Here is a 23,028-nt window from a genome sequence, read left to right as displayed (position 1 = left end):
GAGGTCGTTGATGACAGCTTCCAGATGGCTACTCACGCTGATGATAATCACCTCCCTTTGCCTGCTGATTCCGGGAGTGACTCAACCCATGATGACCATCAAGGCCGATCTTGATCGTCAGGCAATGCTGAATGAGGCAAGGCATATCGTTCAGCAGCAAAACCTTCATCCTGCCATGGCGGGTCTGGCTACCCAGTTCCTTAATCGTCTGGATGTTAAAGGAACATCCACTGTTTATGAAAAGAAGCGTTCCATTCTCGGTACCGCTGGAGATCTCTGGAACAGTGGCTATTATTTTGTGGCAATACTGATTGTCACCTTCAGCCTGGTGATCCCGGTGACAAAACTGGGTTTCCTGTTGCTGGCTAATTTTGTCAGGGAAAACCAGAGACTGCTCAGGCTGAACAGTTTACTGGGCAAATGGTCCATGGCTGATGTGTTTGCCATTGGTGTGCTTATCGCCTTTCTGGCGGCCAATGCCACAACTGCTGGATATGTCGATTCCAGGCAGATTGTGCAATTTGATGCATCACTGCACTCTGGCTTTTATTGGTTCGTGGCTTATTGTCTGGTCAGTAATGTGATGGGACAGCTGGCAGAAATAAAACGGGAGACTACACCAGCCCCATGATTTTCTTTTCAAAAAGCTCCAGCTGCTCAAGCGCTCTTTCTTCACGGAGATCCACAAGCCTGACCCCTAAGCCAAGAAGCCTGACCGGGCGGCCTCCCCGCTCCCAGGCTCTTACCAGCAACTGAGTAAAATGTTCCATAACAGTTTCACCGGTTGTCGGCAGACTCTCCTCAAGGGTGGTCTGGGTAAAATCAGCAAACTTCACCTTAACAAAGTGCTTATGCACCTCGTATTCCTTTTCAATACGCTGGTAACGTTCCTGAAGTTCTTCAAGCAACGGGATAACCTGTGCAGTAATATCCGCAAGCCCCGCCAGGTCTTTATCATAAGTATGCTCAACAGAAAGGGACTTCCTGCGCCGACTGGTCTGCACCTCACGATCATCCCTCCCCCGGGACAGCTCCCACAACCGTTCACCAAAACTGCCAAACCAGCGACTTAACTCAAGAATGGAATACTGGCGTAATTGCCCACAGGTATTGATGCCTTTTTTGTGCAATTTCCCGGCGGTCACCCGCCCTACCCCATGAATTTTTTTCACGGGCAGATCGAAAATAAAATCATCCGCCTGTTCCGGAGTGATCACAAAAAGGCCATTGGGTTTATTCCAGTCACTGGCAATCTTGGCCAGAAACTTATTCGTGGCAACGCCGGCAGAGACGGTGACATGCAATTGTTGAAAAATTTTCTGCCGGATTTCCTCGGCAATCAAGGTGGCACTGCCTCGACAAAGATGCGTTCCGGTGACATCGAGATAGGCCTCATCCAGGGACAAAGGTTCAATTAAATCAGTATATTGGCGAAAAATGGCATGAGCTTCAGAAGACGCGGCACGATAAACAGAAAAGCGGGGAGGAATGATCTTCAGCTCCGGGCAGAGTCTCATCGCCTGGGCCGAAGACATGGCTGAATGCACACCAAATCGACGCGCCTCATAGTTACAAGTGGCAATCACACCTCTACGATCCGGAGCCCCCCCGACAGCAACCGCCTTTCCTGACAACCTCGGATTATCACGTATTTCAATACTGGCAAAGAAGGCGTCAAAATCGATATGTATGATTTTTCTCTGGACCACCTTTTGCTCAAGAATGGCATTACTTTCCATCATGTTCCAATTAGCTCAGGGATAAGCACTGTATATACATACAGAATGCTTTTGGCAAGCAATTCCTTGCCTGTTAACCAGTCCCCAGATGGCTTTTTTGCAGCAGGCTTCATGCAGCAAAAAAGGATCGTTAAGGCTGCATACATTCATTTTCTGTTATGAAGCTGTGCTCAAAGCGATCGCTCTTTTGATAGCTTTCAACACCGCTTCCTGTAAACGGGATAGCAAGGCACCCTCAGAACTATGCAAATCACAATTTTCAATACACCCATTGTCAGCCAGACCCTTTCTCTATTCGCAAAACTGTTTCTCAAAGTGATGGGCTGGAGGATTCAGGGCAGAGCCCCACGCCTGGCCAGGTACGTGCTTGTTGGTGCTCCCCATACCAGTAACTGGGACTTTGTCTATGGCATGGCGATTGGCCTTGCTACCGGTGTACAGTGTTACTGGGTGGGCAAACACACCCTGTTCTGGGGGCCGTTCAACTGGGTTATGCGCTGGATGGGAGGGATTCCGCTGGATCGAAATGGCAGATGCAGAAGAGGCAGCCTGGTAGAACAGGCGGTCTGTACTTTCAAGCAACACAGAAAGCTGGGCCTGGTTATATGCCCTGAAGGTACCCGGGCACGTGGCGAGCGGTGGCACACAGGCTTTTACCATATGGCAAAAAATGCCGGCATCCCCATTGTACTTGCCTTTCTGGATTTCAAGGACAGAACCGGAGGATTTGGTCCTGTTATCGAGCCAGGGGAGGACATCGAAAAAGACCTTTCGGAAATACAGGCATTTTACTCAGACATTTATGGTAAACATCCGGAATGCTTTAGTCCGGTATCACCAAAATGCATAAAGCGCAACCTTCAGGGTCATCCCAGGCACCGACTTCATAATGCCTGTGATTAATTTTCGCCCTGCTGAGAATGGGTGTAGTGCTTTACAACAGGCGTTATTGAGCGCCTGTAAAGCAGCAGGGGAAACGAATGCCCTTTATCATCAGCCAACCAGATCCGCCAAATCCTTGATAGAAACCTGCCTGGCATTCACTTGAGCTGCAATTCGATCATGAAGAGTTAAAGGAGTTCTTTTAATGCCCGCAGCCCAATCATCAAATTTTTGCCATAAATAGTGCTGTGCACTGAGCTTGACTGAAAAATTTCCCGGACCATCGATAAAATGCTCGACATTTTTAGAGTTATTATTTTTAAAGTCATTGTAAATTAATGGGGACAATAAAGTGCCTGCTGCCAGACCGCCCAGGATGATATAAACAGGTTCCACAACCGCAACCATAAGCCCGAAACCCACAACATATCGACAAGCAAGGTCTGTAACCCGGTTATAGATAAAATTACTCAGTATGTTTGCTGGAGTAATCGTATATTCCAGGAACGACTTGGTGTTTTCTCTCCCCGAAAGATGATCCACAGCCTTCATAAAGGGCGCATAAACACAAAAGCCGAAAATTCCACCCACCATGGCAGATGGGAGGGCAAAGACAGTATGGCCAAACATGCTACCAACCAGTTGTCCGAGCTGGGAAACTGCCGCAAGGGAAGAAACCGCAACCGTCTTGACCGTATTCCATCCTGGACTCTTTCCCCGGTCCTCTTTTAATTCAGCCAGGCTTTGAGCTTTTGATTCATAATCCTCAAAATACTCCTTAGTGTATTTACCCTGATCAACAGCAACTGGAACTGAAGAAAAATTGACCGAACCAACCATTTAGAGCCCTTATTTCAGTACTTATCCACTACATATGACCGCCCCAACAGAGAATAGTTCCATCATCTGAAATCGATTTACTTATACTTTAATAAACCTCTGAATCTTTGACGGGTTCACAGAGGTTATTTAATTGACCGATCAAACAGATAATGGCAATCTCAAAAAATGGACTACACAATAATAATTGCCGATGACCACCCCTTATTCCGGACTGCTCTCAAGTCCTCTGTTGGTCACGCGCTCAAGGAACCTGTGATCCACGAAGCTGGTTCAATCGCTGAACTGCAAATGCTTCTGGACAACAATGCCTCACCGGATCTGATCTTGCTGGACCTGCATATGCCAGGAGCGCACGGGCTGTCCGGGTTGATATTTCTCAGAGGGCAATATCCGGATGTTCCTGTTGTCATTGTTTCAGCTTCTGATGACCAGCAGATCATACAGAAAACCAAAAACCATGGAGCCAGTGGCTTCATTCCGAAGTCTACGCCGCTGGATGACCTGAAAGCCGCCATTATCAACGTTCTGGATGGAGAAAACTGGTGGCCTGATAACTTCCAACCTGTCGAATCCCGGCAAAGCAGTGATATGGAAGCCAGACTGGCAACCCTGACACCACAGCAGTTCAGGGTTCTGGGCATGATCAGTGAAGGCCTGTTGAATAAGCAGATTGCCTATGACCTGAATGTATCGGAAGCGACGATCAAGGCTCATGTGACCGCCATTTTCAAAAAGCTGGGGGTCAGAAGCAGGACCCAGGCGGTCATCGCCATCAAAGCGCTGGAAATTGAGATGCCCGGTCAAGATCCGGAAGATCATAAAACCGCAGACTAAACCGTCTCTAACTGGCGTTTTTCAACATCATAACGGTTCAGAATGGCCCTCATGGCAGCTGGCTTGACGGGCTTTTTCAAATAGCTGATATTCAGCTCCCGGCATTGCCGCCGCAGTTCATCCTGTTGATTAGCGGTGACCAGAACAGCACTTGTTTGATAACCTGATCTTTTACGGATACGTTCTATTAACTCAATACCGCTGGCCTGATCCCCCATCTGGTAATCCACCATCAATAAATCAGGCGTCATGATCTCAAGCGACTGAATGGCTTCATGATGACTTTGCGCAGTCTCCACCCGACACCCCCAACGAGTTAACAGACTGGCCATACCTTTGATAATGTCCGGTTCATCATCCACACACAGGACCTTCAACCCCATTTTCCCCTGATCAGGATCACAAGACAACACTGCGGGATCCACAATACTCCCAGAGACCAAAGGAACCACAACGGAAAAAACAGCCCCCTCTCCCGGCGACGATGACAAGGAAATTTTTGCCTCAAGGATCTGAGCTATACCTTTAGCAATGGAGAGCCCAAGCCCCAACCCATTCACGGCTGTCGATAAACGCTCAAATTCTGCAAAAATCAGTGCCTGCTTGTCTTGGGGGATGCCCTGCCCATTATCCCTTACCTCAAGTCTAAGCTGTCGATTGTTGATAAAACGACATCCCAGAAGCACTTTTCCTGTTCTATGGGTGTTGGCAACATAACGAAACGCATTGGTCAGGAAATTTTGTAAGATTCTTCTCAGAAGCACCGGATCGGTTTTAATGCGCCGATCAGAACTGACCACCCTGAACATCAGCCTGCCTTCCTTCGACAACAGCGAAAATTCAGACCTCAGGGGCTCTAAAACCTCCATTACAGGAACATCCCGAAGATTCACCGCCACCTTACCGGCTTCTATTCGCGACATATCCAGCAGATCTGTCAACAAATGCTCCGCAGACCTTAATGAGTTGCTGATATTTTGCGCCAGTTCTTCATGCACGGTGCCTTTTGCTTCCAGCTCCATGGAGGCAGTAAATAGTCGAGCCGCATTCATTGGCTGCATAAGGTCATGACTGATTGCCGCAAAAAAACGTGAGCGCAAGTGGTTCGCTTTCTCGGCCTGTGACTTTGCCCCTAAAAGTTGCACATTTAACAATGACAGCTCTTTTGTCCGCTCCTGCACCCGATGCTCCAGACTTTCATTTGCTTCTTTCAGGGCCTGCTCAACCTGACGGAACCCGGTGATATCGGTGAAAGCCATAACAAATCCACCACCGGGCATGGGATTCCCCTGAATCTGAATCACCCTGCCATCCTGTCGCCGCCTTTCTGAGCGATGGGCCGTCCCATTCCTCATATATGACAGCCGTTTATTGACGTGATGGTCCACATCCCCGGTGCCGCAAAGTCCATTCAGGGCATTATGCCGAATCATATCTGAAATAGGACGACCCACCTTAATCAGGTCATTCGGGTAGTCAAACAACTGCAGATATTGCTGATTCCAGGCAACTAACTCCAGGTTACGATCAACCACACTGATCCCCATACTGATATGCTCAATCGCTCCCTGCAGCAGTTCCCGGTTGAACTGAAATACTTCCGAGGCCTCATCCACCATAGCCTGAACTTCTTCAAGCGCGACATTCCCATGCGCCAGAGACTTCATCACAATACGGGCCGATGACGCCCCCAGCGTTCCTGCCAGCAACCGTTCAATCGCGGCCACCAGTTCTGGCCCTGCCTGCTTATGACCATTCAGCGCTCCGAATAGCAGCCTTCTATCCCCGGACTCAAAGCTCTGAATAACACCCTGCACCCGGTTTTTACTGACAAAGCGGCTGGCCAGCTGCTCAAGCTCTCCTACCGTAATGGCTGCATTCGGGAAAACACCATCTTCAGAAAGGACCGCATCAACAAACTTCCGGGACTGCCTTCTCTCTTCAATACCCGGCCTAAGGTAAAGACAGCCACAAAGATAGACAAAGGTATTCAGAGACAGCGCAACCAGTGTTGCTCCGGTGACCGTACCGGTAACCCCCAGACCAAAAAGATTATCTGGCTTAAGCCACTCATAACCAAAAACACCTTGCTGAACAACACTGGTACCCAGCCATGAAACATCAACCAGCACAGGTATCACCAGACAGAAAAGCCAGACCATAAAACCTACTAACAGGCCACCGGCGGCTGCCCTGGCATTGCTTTCCCTGATGTAGAGACTACCCAGCAACACCGGGGCGAGTTGAGCAACGGCCGAAAATGACATCTGACCGATAGCAGCCAGAGAACCAGCGCCTTCCAGAAGTCGATAAACACCCCATGACAACATCAATAAAATGACAATCGTCGTACGCCTTACCGTCAGCAACAGGCCACTGAACCGGTAAAAGTCATTACTGTCCCGGTAACTGTGATTATTTCTGCGCAGCAGTAATGGCATTAAAATTTCGTTGGATACCATGGTGGTCAAAGCAAGTGTTGCCACAATCACCATGCTGATGGCAGCAGACACGCCCCCCAGAAAAGCCAGCACAGCCATGGGTAAGTTGCCCATCAGCTTTGGCAGTTCAATCAAATAGGCATCACCGGGCACAGCGCTGCCCAATAGTTGATTGCCAGCCAGCGCCAGTGGTATCACAAACAGAGCCAGTAACAACAAATAGGCGGGAAACAGCCATCGAGCCTTATGGAAATCATCAATGCTGCTGTTTTCTACCACCGTGACATGAAACTGCCGGGGCAGACACAGTATGGCTGCCATGGCCATTACCGTAGGCATGATAATACTATCAAACCAGCTGACCCCGGCATTCCCGTCACCCGGCTGGATGATGACATCAAAATTAATATGATCCACAGCAGCCCACGAAACCCAGATTCCCACCAGCAGGAAAACTGAGAGCTTAACCAGAGACTCAAAGGCAATAGCCGTCATAATGCCATTCTGATGCTCGGTAGCATCCAGCTTTCGGGTACCAAACATAATGACAAAAACACTCAGGGTTAAGGTGATGGCTAATGCCAGATCTTCCCGAGACCATCGGCCAGACCCTGGACTGTCATCCGTCAGCTGAGCAAAGCCCATCACAATAGCTTTTAGCTGCAGTGCTATATAGGGAAGCACACCAATGACCAGAATGAAGGTCACCAGAATCGCCATAAAGTGGGAACGACCATGACGGGAAGCGATAAAGTCGGCAATTGACGTAATGTTCTCCTGTTTACTGACAGTAATCAGCTTGACCAGAAGCTTCCAGAAAAGAACAAAAACCAGGATGGGACCAAGATAGATGGGAAGAAATGACCACAGATTTTCACTGGCCTGCCCCACAGCGCCGAAAAAAGTCCAGGAAGTACAGTAAACAGCCAGAGAAAGGCTGTAAATCAAGGGCTGCCAGCGTTTTCTGAAAGCAGCCCCCCGATAATCACCAAACCAGGCCGCAATAAACAGACAGGCGACGTACACTGTGGCAATAAGGGCCAGTATCCATCCAGACATAGCTATTATTCTTATAAGTCATTCCACCAAAGCAGAATTTTCTGTGGCGTTTCTCTGCGAAATATACACCGGTGCCCGTGGAATGTCGCCCTTGATCGTACGTCAGTCGGAAGGCTGATACTTTCGATATTAGTCAAAATAGTGATAGGGTTATTGTTTACACAAAATCGGGACCGTATACTTTATCTGATAGAAGTTAAGACCAAAGTCTAATACCAGAAATCCCTGCAAATCCTAAACTGAGAACACTTCAATAAATACGTTCACAGTCGTTTTAGTGAGCAATCACTCAACCTGAACAAAATAAAAAACCGCCCTGAGTCATTTTGAACTAAATAATAATAACAACACTAAGGGAAGTGATATGTCTGACACCTCCGTTTATCCAGTAAAACCTGCTGCTCTTGAGAACACACTGGTTAACAACGACCAGTATCTGGAAATGTATCAGCAATCCATCATTAACCCTGAAGGCTTCTGGCGCGAACATGGCCAACGCATCCACTGGTTCCAGCCTTTCTCCAAAGTGAGAAAAGTCTCTTTTGACGACCACTTTGTCAGCATCAACTGGTTTTATGATGGTACCACCAATGCGTCCCACAACTGCCTTGACCGGCACCTGGAAGAGCGAGGTGACCAGCTGGCCATTATCTGGGAGCCGGATGATGAAGGTGAAGCCAGAAAGGTCACCTACCGGGAACTGCATGAACTTGTGTGCCGCTTTGCCAATGCATTGAAGAGTCAGGGTGTTCGCAAAGGTGATGTGGTAGCAATCTATATGCCCATGGTCATCGAAGCCACCGTTGCGATGCTGGCCTGCAGCCGTATAGGGGCCATTCATTCCGTGGTGTTTGGCGGATTTTCACCGGAATCACTGGCAGGAAGAATCATTGACTCAAAAGCTAAGATTGTCGTTACGGCCGATGAAGGTGTTCGAGGCGGGCGCACAGTCCCTCTTAAAAGCAACGTCGATGAAGCACTGACACACCCCGACACACACACCATTGAGAAGGTCATTGTTCTCAAGCACACAGGCGCTGATATTGCCTGGCATCGTCACCGTGACGTCTGGTGGCAGGAGTTAACGGCACTCACTTCTCCACACTGCGAAGCCAGGGAGATGAATGCCGAGGACCCACTCTTTATCCTCTACACCTCAGGCTCTACCGGAAAGCCAAAGGGTGTCATGCATAGCACAGGTGGCTACCTGGTATACGCTTCCATGACCCATCAATATGTATTTGACTATCAACCCGGCGAAGTCTTCTGGTGCAATGCTGACGTTGGCTGGATTACCGGACACTCATACGTCACCTATGGCCCCTTGCTGAATGGCGCAACCATTGTGATGCATGAGGGAGTGCCTAACTATCCTGAAACCAATCGCATCAGCAAAATCATCGATAAACACGGTGTGAATATTCTTTATATCGCACCAACGGCTATCCGCTCATTAATGGCAGAAGGCGATGCGGTGATCAAAGACACTCATCGAAGCTCACTCAGATTGCTGGGCTCTGTAGGTGAGCCCATTAACCCCGAGGCCTGGAGCTGGTACTACTCAACCATTGGTGAAGAGCGCTGCCCTATCGTCGACACCTGGTGGCAGACCGAAACAGGCGCTGCGATGCTCACTCCACTTCCGGGAGCTACTGACCTTAAGCCGGGTTCAGCCACACGACCATTCTTTGGTGTACAACCTGCCCTGGTAGATAATATGGGTCGTCTGATCCATGGCCCCGGAGAAGGCAATCTTGTTATCCTGGATAGCTGGCCCGGACAAGCGAGAACCGTCTATGGAGATCATGAACGTTTTGTTCAAACCTACTTCTCATCTTTTAAAGGCATGTATACAACAGGTGACGGAGCCCGAAGGGATGAAGATGGCTATTACTGGATCACCGGTCGTGTGGATGATGTCATTAATGTTTCCGGCCACCGTATGGGAACGGCAGAAATAGAATCGGCAATGGTAGCCCATCAGCAGGTGGCGGAAGCTGCAGTTGTCGGTTTCCCACACCATATCAAGGGCCAGGGGATCTATGTTTATGTCACGCTCAATAGCGGGACAGACACCAGTGAAGACCTGAAAAAGAACCTGAAGGACTGGGTAAGAAAAGAGATAGGGCCGATTGCTACCCCGGATATTATTCAGTGGGCCCCGGGACTTCCCAAAACCCGGTCTGGAAAAATCATGAGGCGGATTCTCCGGAAAATAGCTGCTGACGAGTTCGAAAACCTTGGCGACACATCAACGCTGGCAGATCCTGAAGTCGTGAACCAGTTGATCGCGAATAAAGCGGTGGCCAGCTAATAATTGTCAATTGTCGTGCGGTATTCCTGCATAACCAATACCGCACTCACTTTCACCTTCTCCTTTTGCCGCAGGTAATCCTTGACATTATAACCAGCGTCCCTATAATTCGCCTCTCTTTCGACGCGGGATGGAGCAGTCTGGTAGCTCGTCGGGCTCATAACCCGAAGGTCGTTGGTTCGAATCCAGCTCCCGCAACCACTTTTGTAAAGCAGTTGATGTTTCTTTTTTTGAAAGAATCAACTGATCAGCTTTATCGCGGGATGGAGCAGTCTGGTAGCTCGTCGGGCTCATAACCCGAAGGTCGTTGGTTCGAATCCGGCTCCCGCAACCACTTTTATAAAGCAGTTGATGTTTCTTTTTGAAAGAATCAGCTGAGCAGTTTTGTCGCGGGATGGAGCAGTCTGGTAGCTCGTCGGGCTCATAACCCGAAGGTCGTTGGTTCGAATCCAGCTCCCGCAACCATCTTATTTCAATCAATAACCTCAACACTCCAACCATGCAACACATCGCCCCCTCCTCATCCATAAAAAGAGCGCTGGTTGTTGAAGGTGGAGGTATGCGTGGTATTTTCACTGCTGGTATTCTGGACGCTTTTCTTGATAAAAGAGTCAAAGCTTTCGATGGCTACTATGGCGTATCGTCTGGCGCGCTGAATCTCAGTTCATTTATTGCGGGTCAACGTGGACGCAATCTGGATATCTATACCAAACTATGCCTTGACTCTGAGTTTATCAGTATTCTGCGCCATATCAGGGGTGGGGATCTGTTTGATCTTGACTGGTTTTTCCAAAAGCTTTCACAGCAAAACGCTTTAAACTTTGACCGTTTCAGAAAGAGGCTGAACTCTCAACGCTTTACCGTTGTCAGCACATGTATTGAAAGCGGAAAACCCATTTATCACAGCATTGACAGCAACACACCAAATGAGGTGATCAACGACACATTGAAGGCAAGCAGCGCCTTACCCATGATTTATCGAAAACCGGTATTGGTTAATAACCACGCCCTGACCGATGGCAGTTTATCAGACCCCTTGCCAATACAAAAAGCGATTGATGACGGCCATAACCAGATTGTTGTACTTAGAACCAGGCAAGCAAACTTTCGTAAAAGCTCAGCGACCGGGTCAAAAATTTATGCCTGGCAAAATCGTCAAATGCCAGCCGTGTCAATGCTGATAAAAGATCAGAACACTATTTACAACCAGGCGGCAGACCTTGCTGAATCAGTTGCACAAGACTCAAGCATATATCTGGTTCATATCTCGCCACTGAAGCCACTGAACACCTCCAGAGGAACAAGACACAGAAATCACCTTGTGTCTGATTACCACAGTGGCTACAACCTCGGCTACAACCTTGCCGGGCAACTGGCATAATACCAATTCATTATCAAATTTATCTCACCAGCCTTAACTATCTGCTAGATTAAAATTCTGTCGGCATATAAGAGCCTGTTTAAACATCTTAATGCGAACTGAAAGCGACGATAAAACAATCCTGTTATTCATTTTTTCTCATTTTGTAGTCTGATTCTGTGCAGAAGAGAGCCAATATACAGAAGCTTTATCTCTCAGTTTTAACTACCCGCAACAAGATCCTATACGGCCTTAAGCTGCAGACACTTACTTAACACCCCACCTTCATAATGAGGGTCTACCATGCCAAGACAGGTTCTCATCCCAATTGCTGATGGCTCTGAAGACATTGAAGCTGTGACCATCATAGACACACTCAGGAGAGCGGGCGCACAAGTCACTGTAGCCAGCTGTCTTCCTGATGGCAAGCAGACCATCACCACCTCACACCAAATGCAGATCACAGCAGATGTGCATATAGAAGCCTGCACAGGCAAGCCGTTTCACCTGATTGCCCTTCCTGGTGGTATGCCCGGTGCCGAGAACCTGAAGAACTGCAAAACGCTGATAACACTGCTGCATGATCAGCAAAAAGCAGGAAAATGGTATGCGGCTATATGCGCCTCGCCTGCGGTAGTTCTTGCTCACAACGGTTTACTGGATAACGTCCACGCGACTTGCTATCCCAGCTTTATGGAGCAAATGGAAGGCCCCCTGACACATCCCGGAAACACCGTAGTGGTGGACGAAAAAAAACGGGTTATAACAGCCCAGGGCCCGGGCAATGCCATGGGATTTTCATTTAAATTAGTTGATGCGCTCTATGGAAAAGATGCTTTTCGGCCGATAGCCAAACAGATGATTGCTGACTGGGCATTGTGATCCTTCTCCAGTAAAAACCCCAATCTCATCAGCGATGTTAATTGAACATAGTTGTACAAATGCGTATAGAATACATATAAGGGTTTTCCGAAGCCGCAGGGAAGCCCAGTGCATTAACCCACGAGGTATGAAAAATGGAAAGCTTTATCCTGATTGTGGCTGGCATTTTTGCACTGTACTACCTGAGTCAAAAACAGGACATTATGGCAAACAAGATGTTTGGTCACGAATTCAACCGTTTCGAGCGGATTTACCACAACACCACCTACTCTTGTCAAAATTCCACCATTGTCAGAAAGCAACTAACCAGTGGAATGCCCCTGCCCTTCATTCCAGCAACCAGCTATTCAGTAAGAGCCTTATGTCTTACCGAAGACAATCACTGGTTCTGGTTTGATGCCTCTATACATCGCATGAAACTGGATCGCACCAGCATCACACCCACCGATGCCAAAGAAGCATTTAATGCTTTGAAAGATGACCCTGAAATACTGCATCGTTATTTCTCAAACCATGACCAGCAGTCAGCATAACTGACTGCCAAAATCTCCTTAAAATATAAACGACATATAAAAAATATCCTGTAACCCTGATTACCAGGGATTACAGGACTTGTGATAAAGAGACCACCCTTCCGGATGGATCCCACCAACCCATAACAGGTTAACTCACAACCTCTGACTACCGGAGGTCTTTGCGCAAAATCTTGCCAACAGGTGTCATCGGCAATTCATCACGAAATTCACACACCTTGGGCACTTTATAGGCCGTCAGATAATCACGACACCAGCTTAGTAACTCGTCAGCTGTAAGACTGTCATCTGACTTGATAACAAACAACTTAACCTTCTCTCCAGAGTTCTCATCGGGAACCCCAATGGCCGCACAGTTTGCCACCTTTGGATGGCCGGAAACAACATCCTCAATTTCATTCGGATAGACATTAAAACCGGAAACCAGAATCATATCCTTGATGCGGTCAACAATTCTGACAAACCCATCTTCCTGGATCACAGCGACATCTCCGGTTTTCAGCCAACCATCCGTACTGAGTACTTCAGCTGTTGCTTCAACTCGCTGCCAGTATCCGGACATAACCTGCGGCCCCCTGACACAAAGCTCACCAGGCTCACCTATCGCTGTCTCACCACCATTCTCGTCTATGGTTTTCAGCTCTGTGGAAGGTATTGGCAGACCCGCAGTGCCTGGCTGTGACAAATCACCGGCTGGATTCATACAAACGGCGGGAGAACACTCTGTTAACCCATAAGCTTCAGAAATAATACACCCGGTCTCTTTATGCCACCTTTGAGCCGTTGCCTCCTGCAGCGCAGTCCCTCCCGATAAAGTTACCTTTAAACCTGAGAGATCACATTCTTTAAATTTGGGATGATTCAGCAAGCTGGCAAATAAGGTATTCAGACCAATAAAAGCAGTAAAACGCCACGGCTTAATCGACTTAATAAATGTATCTGTATCTCTCGGGTTAGCTATCAGAATACTGTGATTCCCCATAAACGGCATACACATCAAGTGCACTGTGAAGGCATATATGTGATAGAGCGGCAATGGCGCGATAAGCGTTTCGCGCCCAGTTTTTAAGATTTTCTGCCCCTGTTGATCCACTTGAGACAGCATCTCTTTGGACTGAAGCATATTTGCTATCAAATTCCTGTTAGTCAGAATGGCACCTTTGGCCACCCCGGTAGTACCACCAGTGTATTGAAGTACCAGCGGATCAGAGAGCTTACCCTCTGGAATCGGTTGATAGTCAGAGGCTTTTGCAGCTCTGAAGGCGTCAAGCAGCGGAACTGCTTTGGGTAAGGAATACCGTGGCACCATCTTCTTAACATATTTGACCAGGAAATTAACCACCTGCCGTTTCGGAGCCGGAACCATATCAGCAAGCCGGGTCACAAAAAGGTGTTTGATATCTGTCTGACCAACCACCTCTTCAACGAGATCACCAAAGTTTTCAAAAAATACTAATGCCTTTGCTCCCGAGTCTTTGAACTGGTGCAACATTTCCCGGGCAGTATAAAGCGGGTTGGTATTTACGATAACCAATCCTGCTCGCAACGCGCCATAAACGACAATCGGGTACTGTAGAAGATTGGGCATCTGAATCGCAATTCGATCCCCCGGTTGCAGATCAGTATTTCTTTGGATGTATGCTGCAAACTGCTGACTGTAAAGATCAATGTCAGCATAAGTCAGTGTATGTCCAATGCCCGTAAATGCAGGGAGCGAGCTATTCTCATTTAAAAAAGCATTGATCACAGATAAAGCACTGGAATATTCATCAGGGTTAACAGAATCACCAACCCCAGCAGGCCTTTTACCATTCCAGAATGATGCATCCATAACACTGCGCCTCTTATTTTATGGTTATTGTTATCAGGGCTATTTAACCTTTTCAGGAAATTTTACCCAACATTTTATCGACAGGCATCTAATTAGTGACGAATTTGCCGAATAATTATCATGTAATCTCTGGCAATGACGTTTTTTTTACCTTAATCTACTTTTTAAGACTCAATTTACGCAGATAGTCAGAGCACGTAAAGACACCAGTAATAACTACGGACAGAATCAACAGGATGTTGACCATAAAACCGTCTACGGGCCCAGTCAGATCATTTTCTGCTTTACCATGGCAGGAGGTCATTTATGACTGAATTTTACCTGAAAATACTCTCCGGCAACCATATTGGTGCCGAGATCCCCATCGAGCCGGGCAGGTACTCCCTGGGTAAAGATGATGGTTGTGACCTGATCTTAACCGACGACAACCTGAATGATATCGAGCTCATTATTGAGATTTCTAATGATGGCCAGGTAAAAATCCAATCAAGCACAGCGGATACTCCTTTATATGTAAATGGCGAACCCGCAGGCTCGAGTATTCACTACCGCCACTTTGATGTTGTTACCTCAAGCAGCCTGTTCATAGCTATCGGCCCCGCTGATGCGGAGTGGCCATCTCTGGCACTACCGAACATAGCCCCTCCCCCAACACAGGAACTGACTGTCAGTGAGGAAGAGCAGCCATCTACTGACGCAGATGAGCTAGATCTATCTGGATCTGACTTCCAGCAGACACTGTCAGATGAGGATGAAGAGGATGACGAAGAAGAAGATGATGACGATTTTGATGATACATCCTTTATAGCAAGTATTGATAAAAGATGGCTTGCCGCTATTCCAGTCATACTGCTGATTGTGATAGCCGGCGTGAGTCTGATGATTTCCAACACGGATACAGAAGTACAAAAAGTAACAAACATCCCGGGAGTTCTCGAAATCTCGGCAAAGGCCAGGGACCAGCTTGGACTTAAAGAGGTAAAGTTCAAACAGTTGCCCGATAAATCATTACTCGTGTCGGGTTATACACCAACGCTTCAGGACAGACTTGAGCTGCAAAAATTTCTCAGAAAGCAGGGAATTCCTTTTAATTTGCAGATCATTGTTATGAATGAAATGCGTGATAACGCTGAACTGCTCCTCAGAGATCGTGGTTATGACAAACTTGAGCTGGAGCTGGATAACACTCCCGGATCTCTGGTGATAACCGGATATGTTTCAACTTCTGATGAGCTTGATAACATTATCAGCATGCTCAAACAGGAGATTTATGGGCTTACGTCAGTTGTTGATCAGGTTGAAAACCAGATTAGTCGGGTCAATACCCTCAAATCCATGCTCCGGGAAAAAGGGCTAATACCAAGAATTCACGTCGTCACCCGGGATCAGACGGTGATCCTGAAAGGGCACCTGCTGGATGAAGGACAAGTTTATGACCTGCAAACGGTAGTAGCCAAGTTTCAGAAAAAATACGCCAACAAACCATCCATTGAATTAGCCACCAAGTATGCAGGAGGTACAATAACGGACAGTCAATCACCTTTATCGTTAAATATACGCGGTATCAGTATGGGCAAAGTGCCTTACGTGATACTGATAGATGGTTCCAAGTACCTCATAGGAGCAAAACTTTCTAATGGGTATATAATTGAAGATATCAACCTTGAGTATCTTTTATTAGCTAACGGAACTGACAGAATCAAATACCGTCTTGGAGGGAACCGTGACGGACAAACCGAAAAATGAAGAGAATATTCTTCTCTCAGCAACTGAAGAACAGTTGATTCAAGATAAGGACGGCTCTTACCGGGATCAGATCCTTAACCATTTACTCTCTGAAGCGACTCGCCTGAAAGGATTAAAAGATAAAGGCGCAGCTCCGGAAGATTTTTCAAAAATCGACAGCCTGCTCACCGCTGTAGTTGCGGCTATGGAGGTCGTTGATAAGAGCTGGAAACAGCATCACGGTCAATCAAAAGCCTGAGAGGGAACTCAGCCATGGCATACCAGGATACCTACAACCCGAATTACAATCAGCCAGGAAGCGCCGGTTTCAGCTTTGACAAAGTATCTGAAACATTCGGAAGCCAGGCAGAAGCTCTCGATACAGCACTGAAAAACCGTGTCGCCAATATGGATCCTAACAGTACCAAGGATATGGTTGAGTTCCAGGTAGAGTTCAACAAGTACATGATTGTTGAAGGTCTTCGTTCAAGTATCGTCAAATCCATCAAGGATACGATACAGAGTATTATTCAGAAGCTCTAAACTAATTTTATGGATGGAGATAGTCAGCAATGATTGATGACAAGCTTTTAAAAACTCTGGCGGATATTGGCTTTATGGCCAGCGGAACCGGACTGCCAAAACATGCTTTTGGCATTTTCAACGGTATTGAAGCTGCCAGGCCTGACAGCCCACTTAGCACCATTGGCTTTGCCCTTGAGTTTATGAATCGAAAACGTCATCAGGAAGCTATTGACCTGTTGCATAAGGAAGGTCTGGCAAAGCACCCTGAAGACCCTACTATCAAGGCTTTTCTGGGATTAGCTTTGATGTTTGAGGGACGTAATAAAGAAAGTGAAGACTATCTTAAACCACTACTGTCTTCAAAAGAGGCAGAACCCGCTGAAATGGCCAGAGAACTTCTTGCCAACATCCACGGCCAATAGCTTATTCCGGAAGCTTAGCTTGCAAAGCTTCCGGGAAGTTTTTCCCCGGCACCGCTTTCTCAATCATCCACTGCTTGACCACCGCCGTAAGAAAGATTAGAAATTGCTCCAGTTGTTGAGGGTTCTCAGCCATAGTCTGCACCAGACGGACAGACTTACTTAACGTATCAACTGAAAAATAATGGTCAGAAATTACCCTTTCAGATAGCCTGGAACCAGACTCACTGAATATCCCCTTCCCTCCAACTTCACGCCTGAACTCAGTAATTGAGCCAAAAAGCAAATTCTTCACCAACTCATCTGACAGCGCTATTGCAGGTTCAAACCATTCAGGCTCCCCCCAGCGTTGAATCTCTTCTGCCCCCTGACATAATCGACTCATCACCCTGTCAAAATAACCCTTGAGACGCTTTCCTGAGAATGCCTGAAAGCCATGAAAGGTCCATAGATTAACTTTCTGTTGCCAATAGAACTCCTGATCTAAACGCGGTAAGTGACAAACAGTCATTCCTTTACAACGTTCCAGAAGCGCACACCAGTCATCGTGATGATCCACAACGACTCTGAACGTAGCATCAAGGCCTTTTTCAAAAGCGCTGGCATATTGACTGCAAAGGAAAGGCTTGATGCTTGATAACGAGTCACTCTCACAGGTCCGAACCAAATTATTGATCACCAGACTTTCTTCCACCGACGGCATCTCGATCAACTCTCCATTGACTAACTGGAATAAGCAATCCCGATAACCATTAAAGTGAAACTGTTCAAAAACACTCCAGAGAGACGTGAGCATAAAGCTGTTATCCGTGCCACAGAAGGCTTTCTGGGGATCATTCAACTCAGACTCGAACGCTTTTATAACACCCGGGCAGAAAGCAGCTTTAACATCCACAAGATGAGGTATGCCATTTCTGGATACGACATTTCGATTATGAACGTCTCCCATTCCCAACAGAATCGATAAACCAGCAATAACGCCCAGGCGCTGGTAGTAATCGTTTATCTGCTGATCATCCAGCGCCTCATTGAGACCTTTATCAACAAACTCACAATAGCCGTAAGCGCCATCAAACGATCCTGTCAATATCCTTAGGGTCGCCAGCCCGGGCTGCCCATCCAGCCACTGGTTAAGCTTTCCAGCGATATTACTGTTATCAGCAGTATGTCCGATAATTTGCCGCTCGACAGCCAGATCCCTGTTTTTATAAACCAGCTTCTCGCCATTATCACAAACAATAATGGCAATCATGCAAGAAGACGAAGTACTTAACGGAAAATCAAGACGGACAATACTCTGCGCTGGCTGTTGCCAACAATCAGAAAACAGCTGATTGACCCCCCCAAGATCTCGGTAAAACCGGGCAAATAATTGTTTAAAGTCTTTCAGTGCACGGATAATCCATAAGCGATTCAAACGATACCACAAAGGAAATTCAGCACTCAGGAATACCAGCCCGCCCTGCTCAACGACAGAGTCCAACACATCGGTATATTGCACAGTCCCTTTCATCTCAGCAACCCAACCAATTGCCTGCAACAGCTGGCCATCCAGCTTTGCAGCAAAGGGCTTTAGCAGGCTCGCTCGAAATTCAGGGTTTTCTGACTGGTTATGGTAGAACGCCAGCTGCACATCCAGCCAGCGTAGCAAAGGCTCCAGAAGTCTGAACCGATGTGGCTCGACACAATCCAGATGCAGCATCACCTCAGCCGGTAGCCTTTGCTCTTCAGGCCACCATCTTTTTTGATGGTTAGCCTGCTTTAATAGCGGTTTATCGGTCAGGGCCAGCAGTTGATATTTACACATCCACATAATATTCAACAGAAGTGCCGGCTCCCGGGGAAACTTCGCCTTCAAGTCCGTCACATGGCAACCGGATAAACAAAGATGGGCTACCTGGTCAATCAGGTGGATTTTTAACAATGACTCCATTTCGGTATAGTGAACTAACTGCTCGGATCTCAGCAGCAATCTAACGCCTCGATCCGTTGTCTTAAGGAACTGGTCATCTGCTAACTGACTGGCTGGGTAATGCTCAAATATCTGATGATAAGGAAGCCCCACTGGCCTTTTATTTAATCGGGAAATCTGATCAGCGTCTTTATTCAGGTCACTCACCAACTGATGATATTCATCAACAATGGCTTCCCATCGATAATTCTCAAATACTCTCTGCCTTCCCCGCTCTCCCATGCTCGACAGAAGCTCAGGCTCCTGAATCAGCTGATGAATTTTCTCTGAACATTGGCTCAAATTAACCGCTGTCCCCTGGGCTTGTAGCAAATGAGCATGGTCCGTCAACAATGAACCAAGCGGACGGGCAAGATCATCCAAATCTGTGGATACGGTTTCAATCAAACAGCCACTGACCCCATCCTCAACCAATTCCGAATAACCATTCCAGTCGGATAAAACTACAGCCTTGCCATTAACCATTGCTTCCAGAGGTACGATGCCAAAACTTTCCTGAATATTATCCGAAAGCGTCAGAACCAGATCACAGGCTGACAGCCATTGATGTTTACGGTCATCTGCAATTTCCAGCTCAAAGCGGACACTGCCTTCAAGGTTTAAATCATAAGCTTGTTTTAACAGGGACTGCACAGTTGGATTCCCAGCATCTCCTGCACCCGCAATAATCCACTTGATATTTCTGTGCCCATAACCCTCCACCAGATCATTTATTACCAGCAATACCGGATGGAGGTCCATCTTGTTTGAAGGAGCAAGCCGGCCAAGGGTTAAAATGACAAAAGAATCCTGATCAACACCCAATACCCCTCTGGCTTCCTCTTTACTTCCTGCATAACGCTCATCAGGCTCTATCCCCAGGGGCAGCTTCGCAACACTCCCCTTGTAAGGTATAGCCACACCAATATGATCTGAAATACTGGAACTCGCGGCAGACAACAGACGCATCATCACTTTTTTCTGCGCTTCACTGCTGCATAAAATTGCGTCACAGCTTTTTAGCGGTGACAACAGAAGATCACGGGTATTTGACATATTTGAGTCTGTACTCAACGTATGAGCCCGACCCGTAATAGGAAATGGTTCTATACAGTAAGCATCACGCAGCGCTGCGAGATGACCAACCCAGGGATCCCCCTGATGAAAAACCTGGTACCTGACCCGGGAAAAAAACCGGCTTAACTCATGAGCCGGTAAGAAATGGATGGCTTTATCACTGCCATAATGCTGAAGAAAAGATTCCCAGCCGGATCTCAACTCCGGCAATAACGACTGAGGGGAAAATATATGTATCTCTTTGAATCGACTGTAACGAATGATGGCTTTCAGAAATCCGTCATTGGCACGCCGGAGTCCATTGAAATAGGCAGCTTCAGTACTGGCAACCAGGCAACCAAATATTGAGGAAGCAGTGGATTGCTGCTTTTTCGAAGGCATATCGAACAACTCTAATCATTGACATACCTTATATATCGAACTGACAGCAGCTTCTATTAGGACATGAACATCATAGCTGGGCCAGGGGGGGCACTTTGCTCAACCCAATTTACAAAAAGTGCATGATTATTAGCCAATGCTGCAATGGCCTCTTCAATACCATCAACATTCAGGCTCTTTATCGGAGCAGAAGCATATAGAGCCAGTGCATCAACATCAGGGTCGATACACAATGAAACACGCTCATGGGCAATCAGAGCCAGGTTTTTCCCCAACAGCCTGATCAACAATTCTTCACGCTTACTATTTTCCCCGGGCAGCCTGGCAATGATGCTATAAGCATAAAAGCGACCATTGGCCTGAAAACAGGCAACCTCTATCCGATCATTAACCAACAAAGAATATCTGTCGTTTTCATACTCCAGCTCACCCATCTGCTGACGAGCAGCGTATGAATTCATCAATTGTTCAAAGCTCATAGCATCCATGCCCTTGATTTAAATAAGTTCAAAAAGGCGTCCCTGCCTCTCCTTAAGCATAGTGCAGCTGAATTACTTGGCCAGATGACCGGAAGCGGGTGTCAATAAGCGGGATTTCAAAGAAATCCTTCTGAACAGAATAACCAGACCTGTAAACGCCACAAGTGATGCAACAAAGCCTAAGGAAATCGAGTGAGTGATCCCCATTACCAGATACCCGAACATGGCCACAGCCGCTATGGCAAGCGCGTAAGGAAGCTGAGTATTGACGTGATCCATATGGTGACAGGATGCCCCGGTGGACGAAAGAATTGTCGTATCAGAAATCGGAGAGCAGTGATCACCAAACACAGCGCCTGCCAGTACAGAAGCCAACATAGGCAGCATCATGGCTATGTCAGCTGCAGCCGCCATATCTCCGGCAATGGGCAGCATAATACCAAAGGTGCCCCAACTGGTTCCGGTAGCAAAGGCCATCACACCAGAGACAATGAAAAGCATCATGGGCAGAAAACTGGGAGAAATATTCCCACTAACCAGGCCAGCCAGATACTTACCGGTCTCCAGCTGGCCAATTATTCCGGTCAGAACCCAGGCAAACACAAGAATATAGATAGCTGGTAACATTGACCTGCTGCCCTCAGCGATCGCCTTCTTCCAGATGTTTCCGGAAATATTTCGACCCAGCAACCGGGCTATCGCAAACAGAAGACCAATCATACCTCCACTGATCAGCGATAACGTAACATCGGTATTCTCAAAGGCACCCAGGATGGAAAATGCCTGATTATCACCAGCAAGAGCGGTATACCCCGTCCAGATCATGGCAGCCATCGTTGCCAGTACCAACACCAGAATCGGTGACACCAGGTCAGCCACACGGCCATTTTTATCTTCTTCCAGAGATGGAGCGCCCGGAGGGTTACCCTTATTGGCATCAAACAGAGTGCCAGCAAGCGCTGCGCTCTCGTGTCTGGCCATAGGTCCAACATTAAGATCCATGGCTGCGGTAAAGAAAACCAGAGCCAGCGCAAAAATTGCATAAAGGTTCATGGGAACCATGGCCAGGAATGAAAAGACCGGGCTATCGCCACCAACACCGTGGGTCGCCATAATAGTACCCACCAGGGCAATGATATAAGCACCCCAGCTTGAAATTGGCATAATTACGCAGATTGGGGCAGCGGTCGAATCAATCAAATAAGCGAGCTTGGCTCTTGAGACTTTGTGCCGATCAGTGAGTGGCTTACTGATACTCCCCACGGCAAGGCTGTTGAAATAATCATCAATAAAAATGATAACACCGAGAAACACCGTCAGTACCTGTGAGCCCTGACGGGTCTTGACACGCTCACGAGCCCACTCACCAAAGGCCCTGGCTCCACCAGAAATACTGATCAGACTGGTGATCACACCCAGGACCAGCAAAAACAACAGAATATAGAGATTGCTGAAATTAAGGCCTTCATCCCAAAACACACCAACAAACCCATCAAAAATACGGTGAATGGTGATAAGCGGGTTCAAGCCGGTCAGCAGTAACGCACCGGTGACAATACCAGCGCCCAGAGACCATAATACTTTCCGGGTTATTACTGCCAGAATAATTGCGATGGCTGGGGCCAATAACGATAACGACGAATCACTGAAACTGGTTAATTCCATAAAACTGATCTCGTTTATTGATCACCCATGCCCGTTATTCCAATGCTTATCAGGATGAGTGAACCAGTTGTAATTAGATCAGGAGGCA

Annotated in this window: 18 protein-coding genes and 3 tRNA genes; 14 read left to right on the top strand and 7 right to left on the bottom strand. The window is 47.3% G+C overall.

Annotation, left to right across the window (positions count from 1 at the left end):
* Positions 1-10: 10 nt before the first annotated feature.
* Positions 11-631 (top strand): paraquat-inducible protein A, encoded by a 621-nt coding sequence (locus J7439_RS00280; RefSeq protein WP_209199621.1) that lies wholly within the window; start codon positions 11-13, stop codon positions 629-631.
* Here the strand turns inward: J7439_RS00280 and dinB are convergent.
* Positions 615-1,742: a DNA polymerase IV gene (gene dinB / locus J7439_RS00275; RefSeq protein ID WP_209199620.1), complete on the bottom strand. Its 1,128-nt coding sequence runs from the start codon at positions 1,740-1,742 to the stop codon at positions 615-617. The two genes, J7439_RS00280 and dinB, sit on opposite strands and share 17 nt — an antisense overlap.
* Positions 1,743-1,982: 240 nt before the next feature.
* Here dinB and J7439_RS00270 point away from each other — a divergent pair, with 240 nt between their 5' ends.
* The gene (locus J7439_RS00270) at positions 1,983-2,642 is read left to right on the top strand and encodes a lysophospholipid acyltransferase family protein (protein ID WP_209199619.1); all 660 of its coding nucleotides are present in this window, start codon (positions 1,983-1,985) and stop codon (positions 2,640-2,642) included.
* Between the two features lie 90 nt (positions 2,643-2,732).
* Here the strand turns inward: J7439_RS00270 and J7439_RS00265 are convergent, their stop codons facing one another.
* On the bottom strand, positions 2,733-3,461 hold the full coding sequence (locus tag J7439_RS00265) for a hypothetical protein (protein WP_209199618.1): 729 nt from the start codon (positions 3,459-3,461) through the stop codon (positions 2,733-2,735).
* Positions 3,462-3,629: 168 nt separating this feature from the next.
* Between J7439_RS00265 and J7439_RS00260 the strand changes: the two genes are divergently transcribed.
* Positions 3,630-4,298: a response regulator gene (locus J7439_RS00260; RefSeq protein WP_209199617.1), complete on the top strand. Its 669-nt coding sequence runs from the start codon at positions 3,630-3,632 to the stop codon at positions 4,296-4,298.
* Here J7439_RS00260 and J7439_RS00255 read toward each other — a convergent pair.
* Complete coding sequence (locus J7439_RS00255; protein ID WP_209199616.1) at positions 4,295-7,798, bottom strand: PAS domain-containing hybrid sensor histidine kinase/response regulator; 3,504 nt, start codon at positions 7,796-7,798, stop codon at positions 4,295-4,297. The two genes, J7439_RS00260 and J7439_RS00255, sit on opposite strands and share 4 nt — an antisense overlap.
* Before the next feature lie 364 nt (positions 7,799-8,162).
* On the opposite strand from J7439_RS00255, the gene acs reads away from it, so the two are divergent.
* The 7 genes from acs to J7439_RS00220 all read left to right on the top strand — a co-directional run bounded on the left by acs (position 8,163) and on the right by J7439_RS00220 (position 12,887).
* The gene (gene acs / locus J7439_RS00250) at positions 8,163-10,112 is read left to right on the top strand and encodes an acetate--CoA ligase (protein ID WP_209199615.1); all 1,950 of its coding nucleotides are present in this window, start codon (positions 8,163-8,165) and stop codon (positions 10,110-10,112) included.
* 124 nt (positions 10,113-10,236) lie between these two features.
* A tRNA-Met gene (locus J7439_RS00245) sits at positions 10,237-10,313 on the top strand.
* Between the two features lie 56 nt (positions 10,314-10,369).
* Positions 10,370-10,446: transfer RNA gene (locus J7439_RS00240), tRNA-Met, on the top strand.
* A 54-nt stretch (positions 10,447-10,500) separates the two neighbouring features.
* A tRNA-Met gene (locus J7439_RS00235) sits at positions 10,501-10,577 on the top strand.
* Between the two features lie 34 nt (positions 10,578-10,611).
* The gene (locus tag J7439_RS00230; RefSeq protein ID WP_209199614.1) at positions 10,612-11,493 is read left to right on the top strand and encodes a patatin-like phospholipase family protein; all 882 of its coding nucleotides are present in this window, start codon (positions 10,612-10,614) and stop codon (positions 11,491-11,493) included.
* A gap of 282 nt (positions 11,494-11,775) precedes the next feature.
* A complete protein-coding gene (locus J7439_RS00225) occupies positions 11,776-12,354 on the top strand; it encodes a DJ-1 family glyoxalase III (RefSeq protein WP_209199613.1) in 579 nt (192 codons plus the stop codon).
* A 134-nt stretch (positions 12,355-12,488) separates the two neighbouring features.
* Entirely contained in the window at positions 12,489-12,887 is a 399-nt protein-coding gene (locus tag J7439_RS00220; protein ID WP_209199612.1) for a hypothetical protein, read from the top strand.
* Positions 12,888-13,035: 148 nt separating this feature from the next.
* On the opposite strand, the gene J7439_RS00215 is transcribed toward J7439_RS00220, so the two are convergent.
* Positions 13,036-14,718, bottom strand: coding sequence for an AMP-binding protein (locus J7439_RS00215; protein ID WP_209199611.1), 1,683 nt, complete (start codon positions 14,716-14,718; stop codon positions 13,036-13,038).
* 306 nt (positions 14,719-15,024) lie between these two features.
* Here J7439_RS00215 and sctD point away from each other — a divergent pair, with 306 nt between their 5' ends.
* From sctD to J7439_RS00195, 4 genes are read left to right on the top strand one after another with little or no spacing between them, the layout of a single operon-like run.
* On the top strand, positions 15,025-16,464 hold the full coding sequence (gene sctD, locus J7439_RS00210; protein WP_209199610.1) for a type III secretion system inner membrane ring subunit SctD: 1,440 nt from the start codon (positions 15,025-15,027) through the stop codon (positions 16,462-16,464).
* Positions 16,442-16,702, top strand: a complete 261-nt coding sequence (locus tag J7439_RS00205; protein WP_209199609.1) for a hypothetical protein — start codon at positions 16,442-16,444, stop codon at positions 16,700-16,702. The genes sctD and J7439_RS00205 overlap by 23 nt, the downstream gene beginning before the upstream one ends.
* Before the next feature lie 14 nt (positions 16,703-16,716).
* Positions 16,717-16,986 carry an EscF/YscF/HrpA family type III secretion system needle major subunit gene (locus J7439_RS00200; protein WP_209199608.1) on the top strand — a complete coding sequence of 90 codons (270 nt, stop codon included), beginning with the start codon at positions 16,717-16,719 and terminating at the stop codon, positions 16,984-16,986.
* A 29-nt stretch (positions 16,987-17,015) separates the two neighbouring features.
* Positions 17,016-17,390, top strand: a complete 375-nt coding sequence (locus tag J7439_RS00195; protein ID WP_101746243.1) for a tetratricopeptide repeat protein — start codon at positions 17,016-17,018, stop codon at positions 17,388-17,390.
* Position 17,391: 1 nt separating this feature from the next.
* Here the strand turns inward: J7439_RS00195 and J7439_RS00190 are convergent, their stop codons facing one another.
* The 3 genes from J7439_RS00190 to J7439_RS00180 all read right to left on the bottom strand — a co-directional run bounded on the left by J7439_RS00190 (position 17,392) and on the right by J7439_RS00180 (position 22,940).
* Positions 17,392-20,796: a glycosyltransferase gene (locus J7439_RS00190; RefSeq protein ID WP_209199607.1), complete on the bottom strand. Its 3,405-nt coding sequence runs from the start codon at positions 20,794-20,796 to the stop codon at positions 17,392-17,394.
* Between the two features lie 56 nt (positions 20,797-20,852).
* Complete coding sequence (locus J7439_RS00185) at positions 20,853-21,275, bottom strand: CesT family type III secretion system chaperone (protein ID WP_209199606.1); 423 nt, start codon at positions 21,273-21,275, stop codon at positions 20,853-20,855.
* Between the two features lie 72 nt (positions 21,276-21,347).
* Positions 21,348-22,940, bottom strand: coding sequence for a Na+/H+ antiporter NhaC family protein (locus J7439_RS00180; protein WP_209199605.1), 1,593 nt, complete (start codon positions 22,938-22,940; stop codon positions 21,348-21,350).
* Positions 22,941-23,028: the final 88 nt, after the last annotated feature.

It is taken from the genome of Salinisphaera sp. G21_0 (genome assembly GCF_017744115.1).
Lineage (GTDB): Bacteria > Pseudomonadota > Gammaproteobacteria > Pseudomonadales > Endozoicomonadaceae > Endozoicomonas.
Note: the sequence above shows the minus strand (reverse complement) of the source record. Positions and strands in the feature narration are given on the sequence as shown.

Bases quoted from the DNA above. Each gene is read 5' to 3' on its own strand.
- J7439_RS00280 (WP_209199621.1), top strand. From the start codon at position 11: ATGACAGCTTCCAGATGGCTACTCACGCTGATGATAATCACCTCCCTT.
- dinB (WP_209199620.1), bottom strand. From the start codon at position 1,742: ATGATGGAAAGTAATGCCATTCTTGAGCAAAAGGTGGTCCAGAGAAAA.
- J7439_RS00270 (WP_209199619.1), top strand. From the start codon at position 1,983: ATGCAAATCACAATTTTCAATACACCCATTGTCAGCCAGACCCTTTCT.
- J7439_RS00265 (WP_209199618.1), bottom strand. From the start codon at position 3,461: ATGGTTGGTTCGGTCAATTTTTCTTCAGTTCCAGTTGCTGTTGATCAG.
- J7439_RS00260 (WP_209199617.1), top strand. From the start codon at position 3,630: ATGGACTACACAATAATAATTGCCGATGACCACCCCTTATTCCGGACT.
- J7439_RS00255 (WP_209199616.1), bottom strand. From the start codon at position 7,798: ATGTCTGGATGGATACTGGCCCTTATTGCCACAGTGTACGTCGCCTGT.
- acs (WP_209199615.1), top strand. From the start codon at position 8,163: ATGTCTGACACCTCCGTTTATCCAGTAAAACCTGCTGCTCTTGAGAAC.
- J7439_RS00230 (WP_209199614.1), top strand. From the start codon at position 10,612: ATGCAACACATCGCCCCCTCCTCATCCATAAAAAGAGCGCTGGTTGTT.
- J7439_RS00225 (WP_209199613.1), top strand. From the start codon at position 11,776: ATGCCAAGACAGGTTCTCATCCCAATTGCTGATGGCTCTGAAGACATT.
- J7439_RS00220 (WP_209199612.1), top strand. From the start codon at position 12,489: ATGGAAAGCTTTATCCTGATTGTGGCTGGCATTTTTGCACTGTACTAC.
- J7439_RS00215 (WP_209199611.1), bottom strand. From the start codon at position 14,718: ATGGATGCATCATTCTGGAATGGTAAAAGGCCTGCTGGGGTTGGTGAT.
- sctD (WP_209199610.1), top strand. From the start codon at position 15,025: ATGACTGAATTTTACCTGAAAATACTCTCCGGCAACCATATTGGTGCC.
- J7439_RS00200 (WP_209199608.1), top strand. From the start codon at position 16,717: ATGGCATACCAGGATACCTACAACCCGAATTACAATCAGCCAGGAAGC.
- J7439_RS00195 (WP_101746243.1), top strand. From the start codon at position 17,016: ATGATTGATGACAAGCTTTTAAAAACTCTGGCGGATATTGGCTTTATG.
- J7439_RS00190 (WP_209199607.1), bottom strand. From the start codon at position 20,796: ATGCCTTCGAAAAAGCAGCAATCCACTGCTTCCTCAATATTTGGTTGC.
- J7439_RS00185 (WP_209199606.1), bottom strand. From the start codon at position 21,275: ATGAGCTTTGAACAATTGATGAATTCATACGCTGCTCGTCAGCAGATG.
- J7439_RS00180 (WP_209199605.1), bottom strand. From the start codon at position 22,940: ATGGAATTAACCAGTTTCAGTGATTCGTCGTTATCGTTATTGGCCCCA.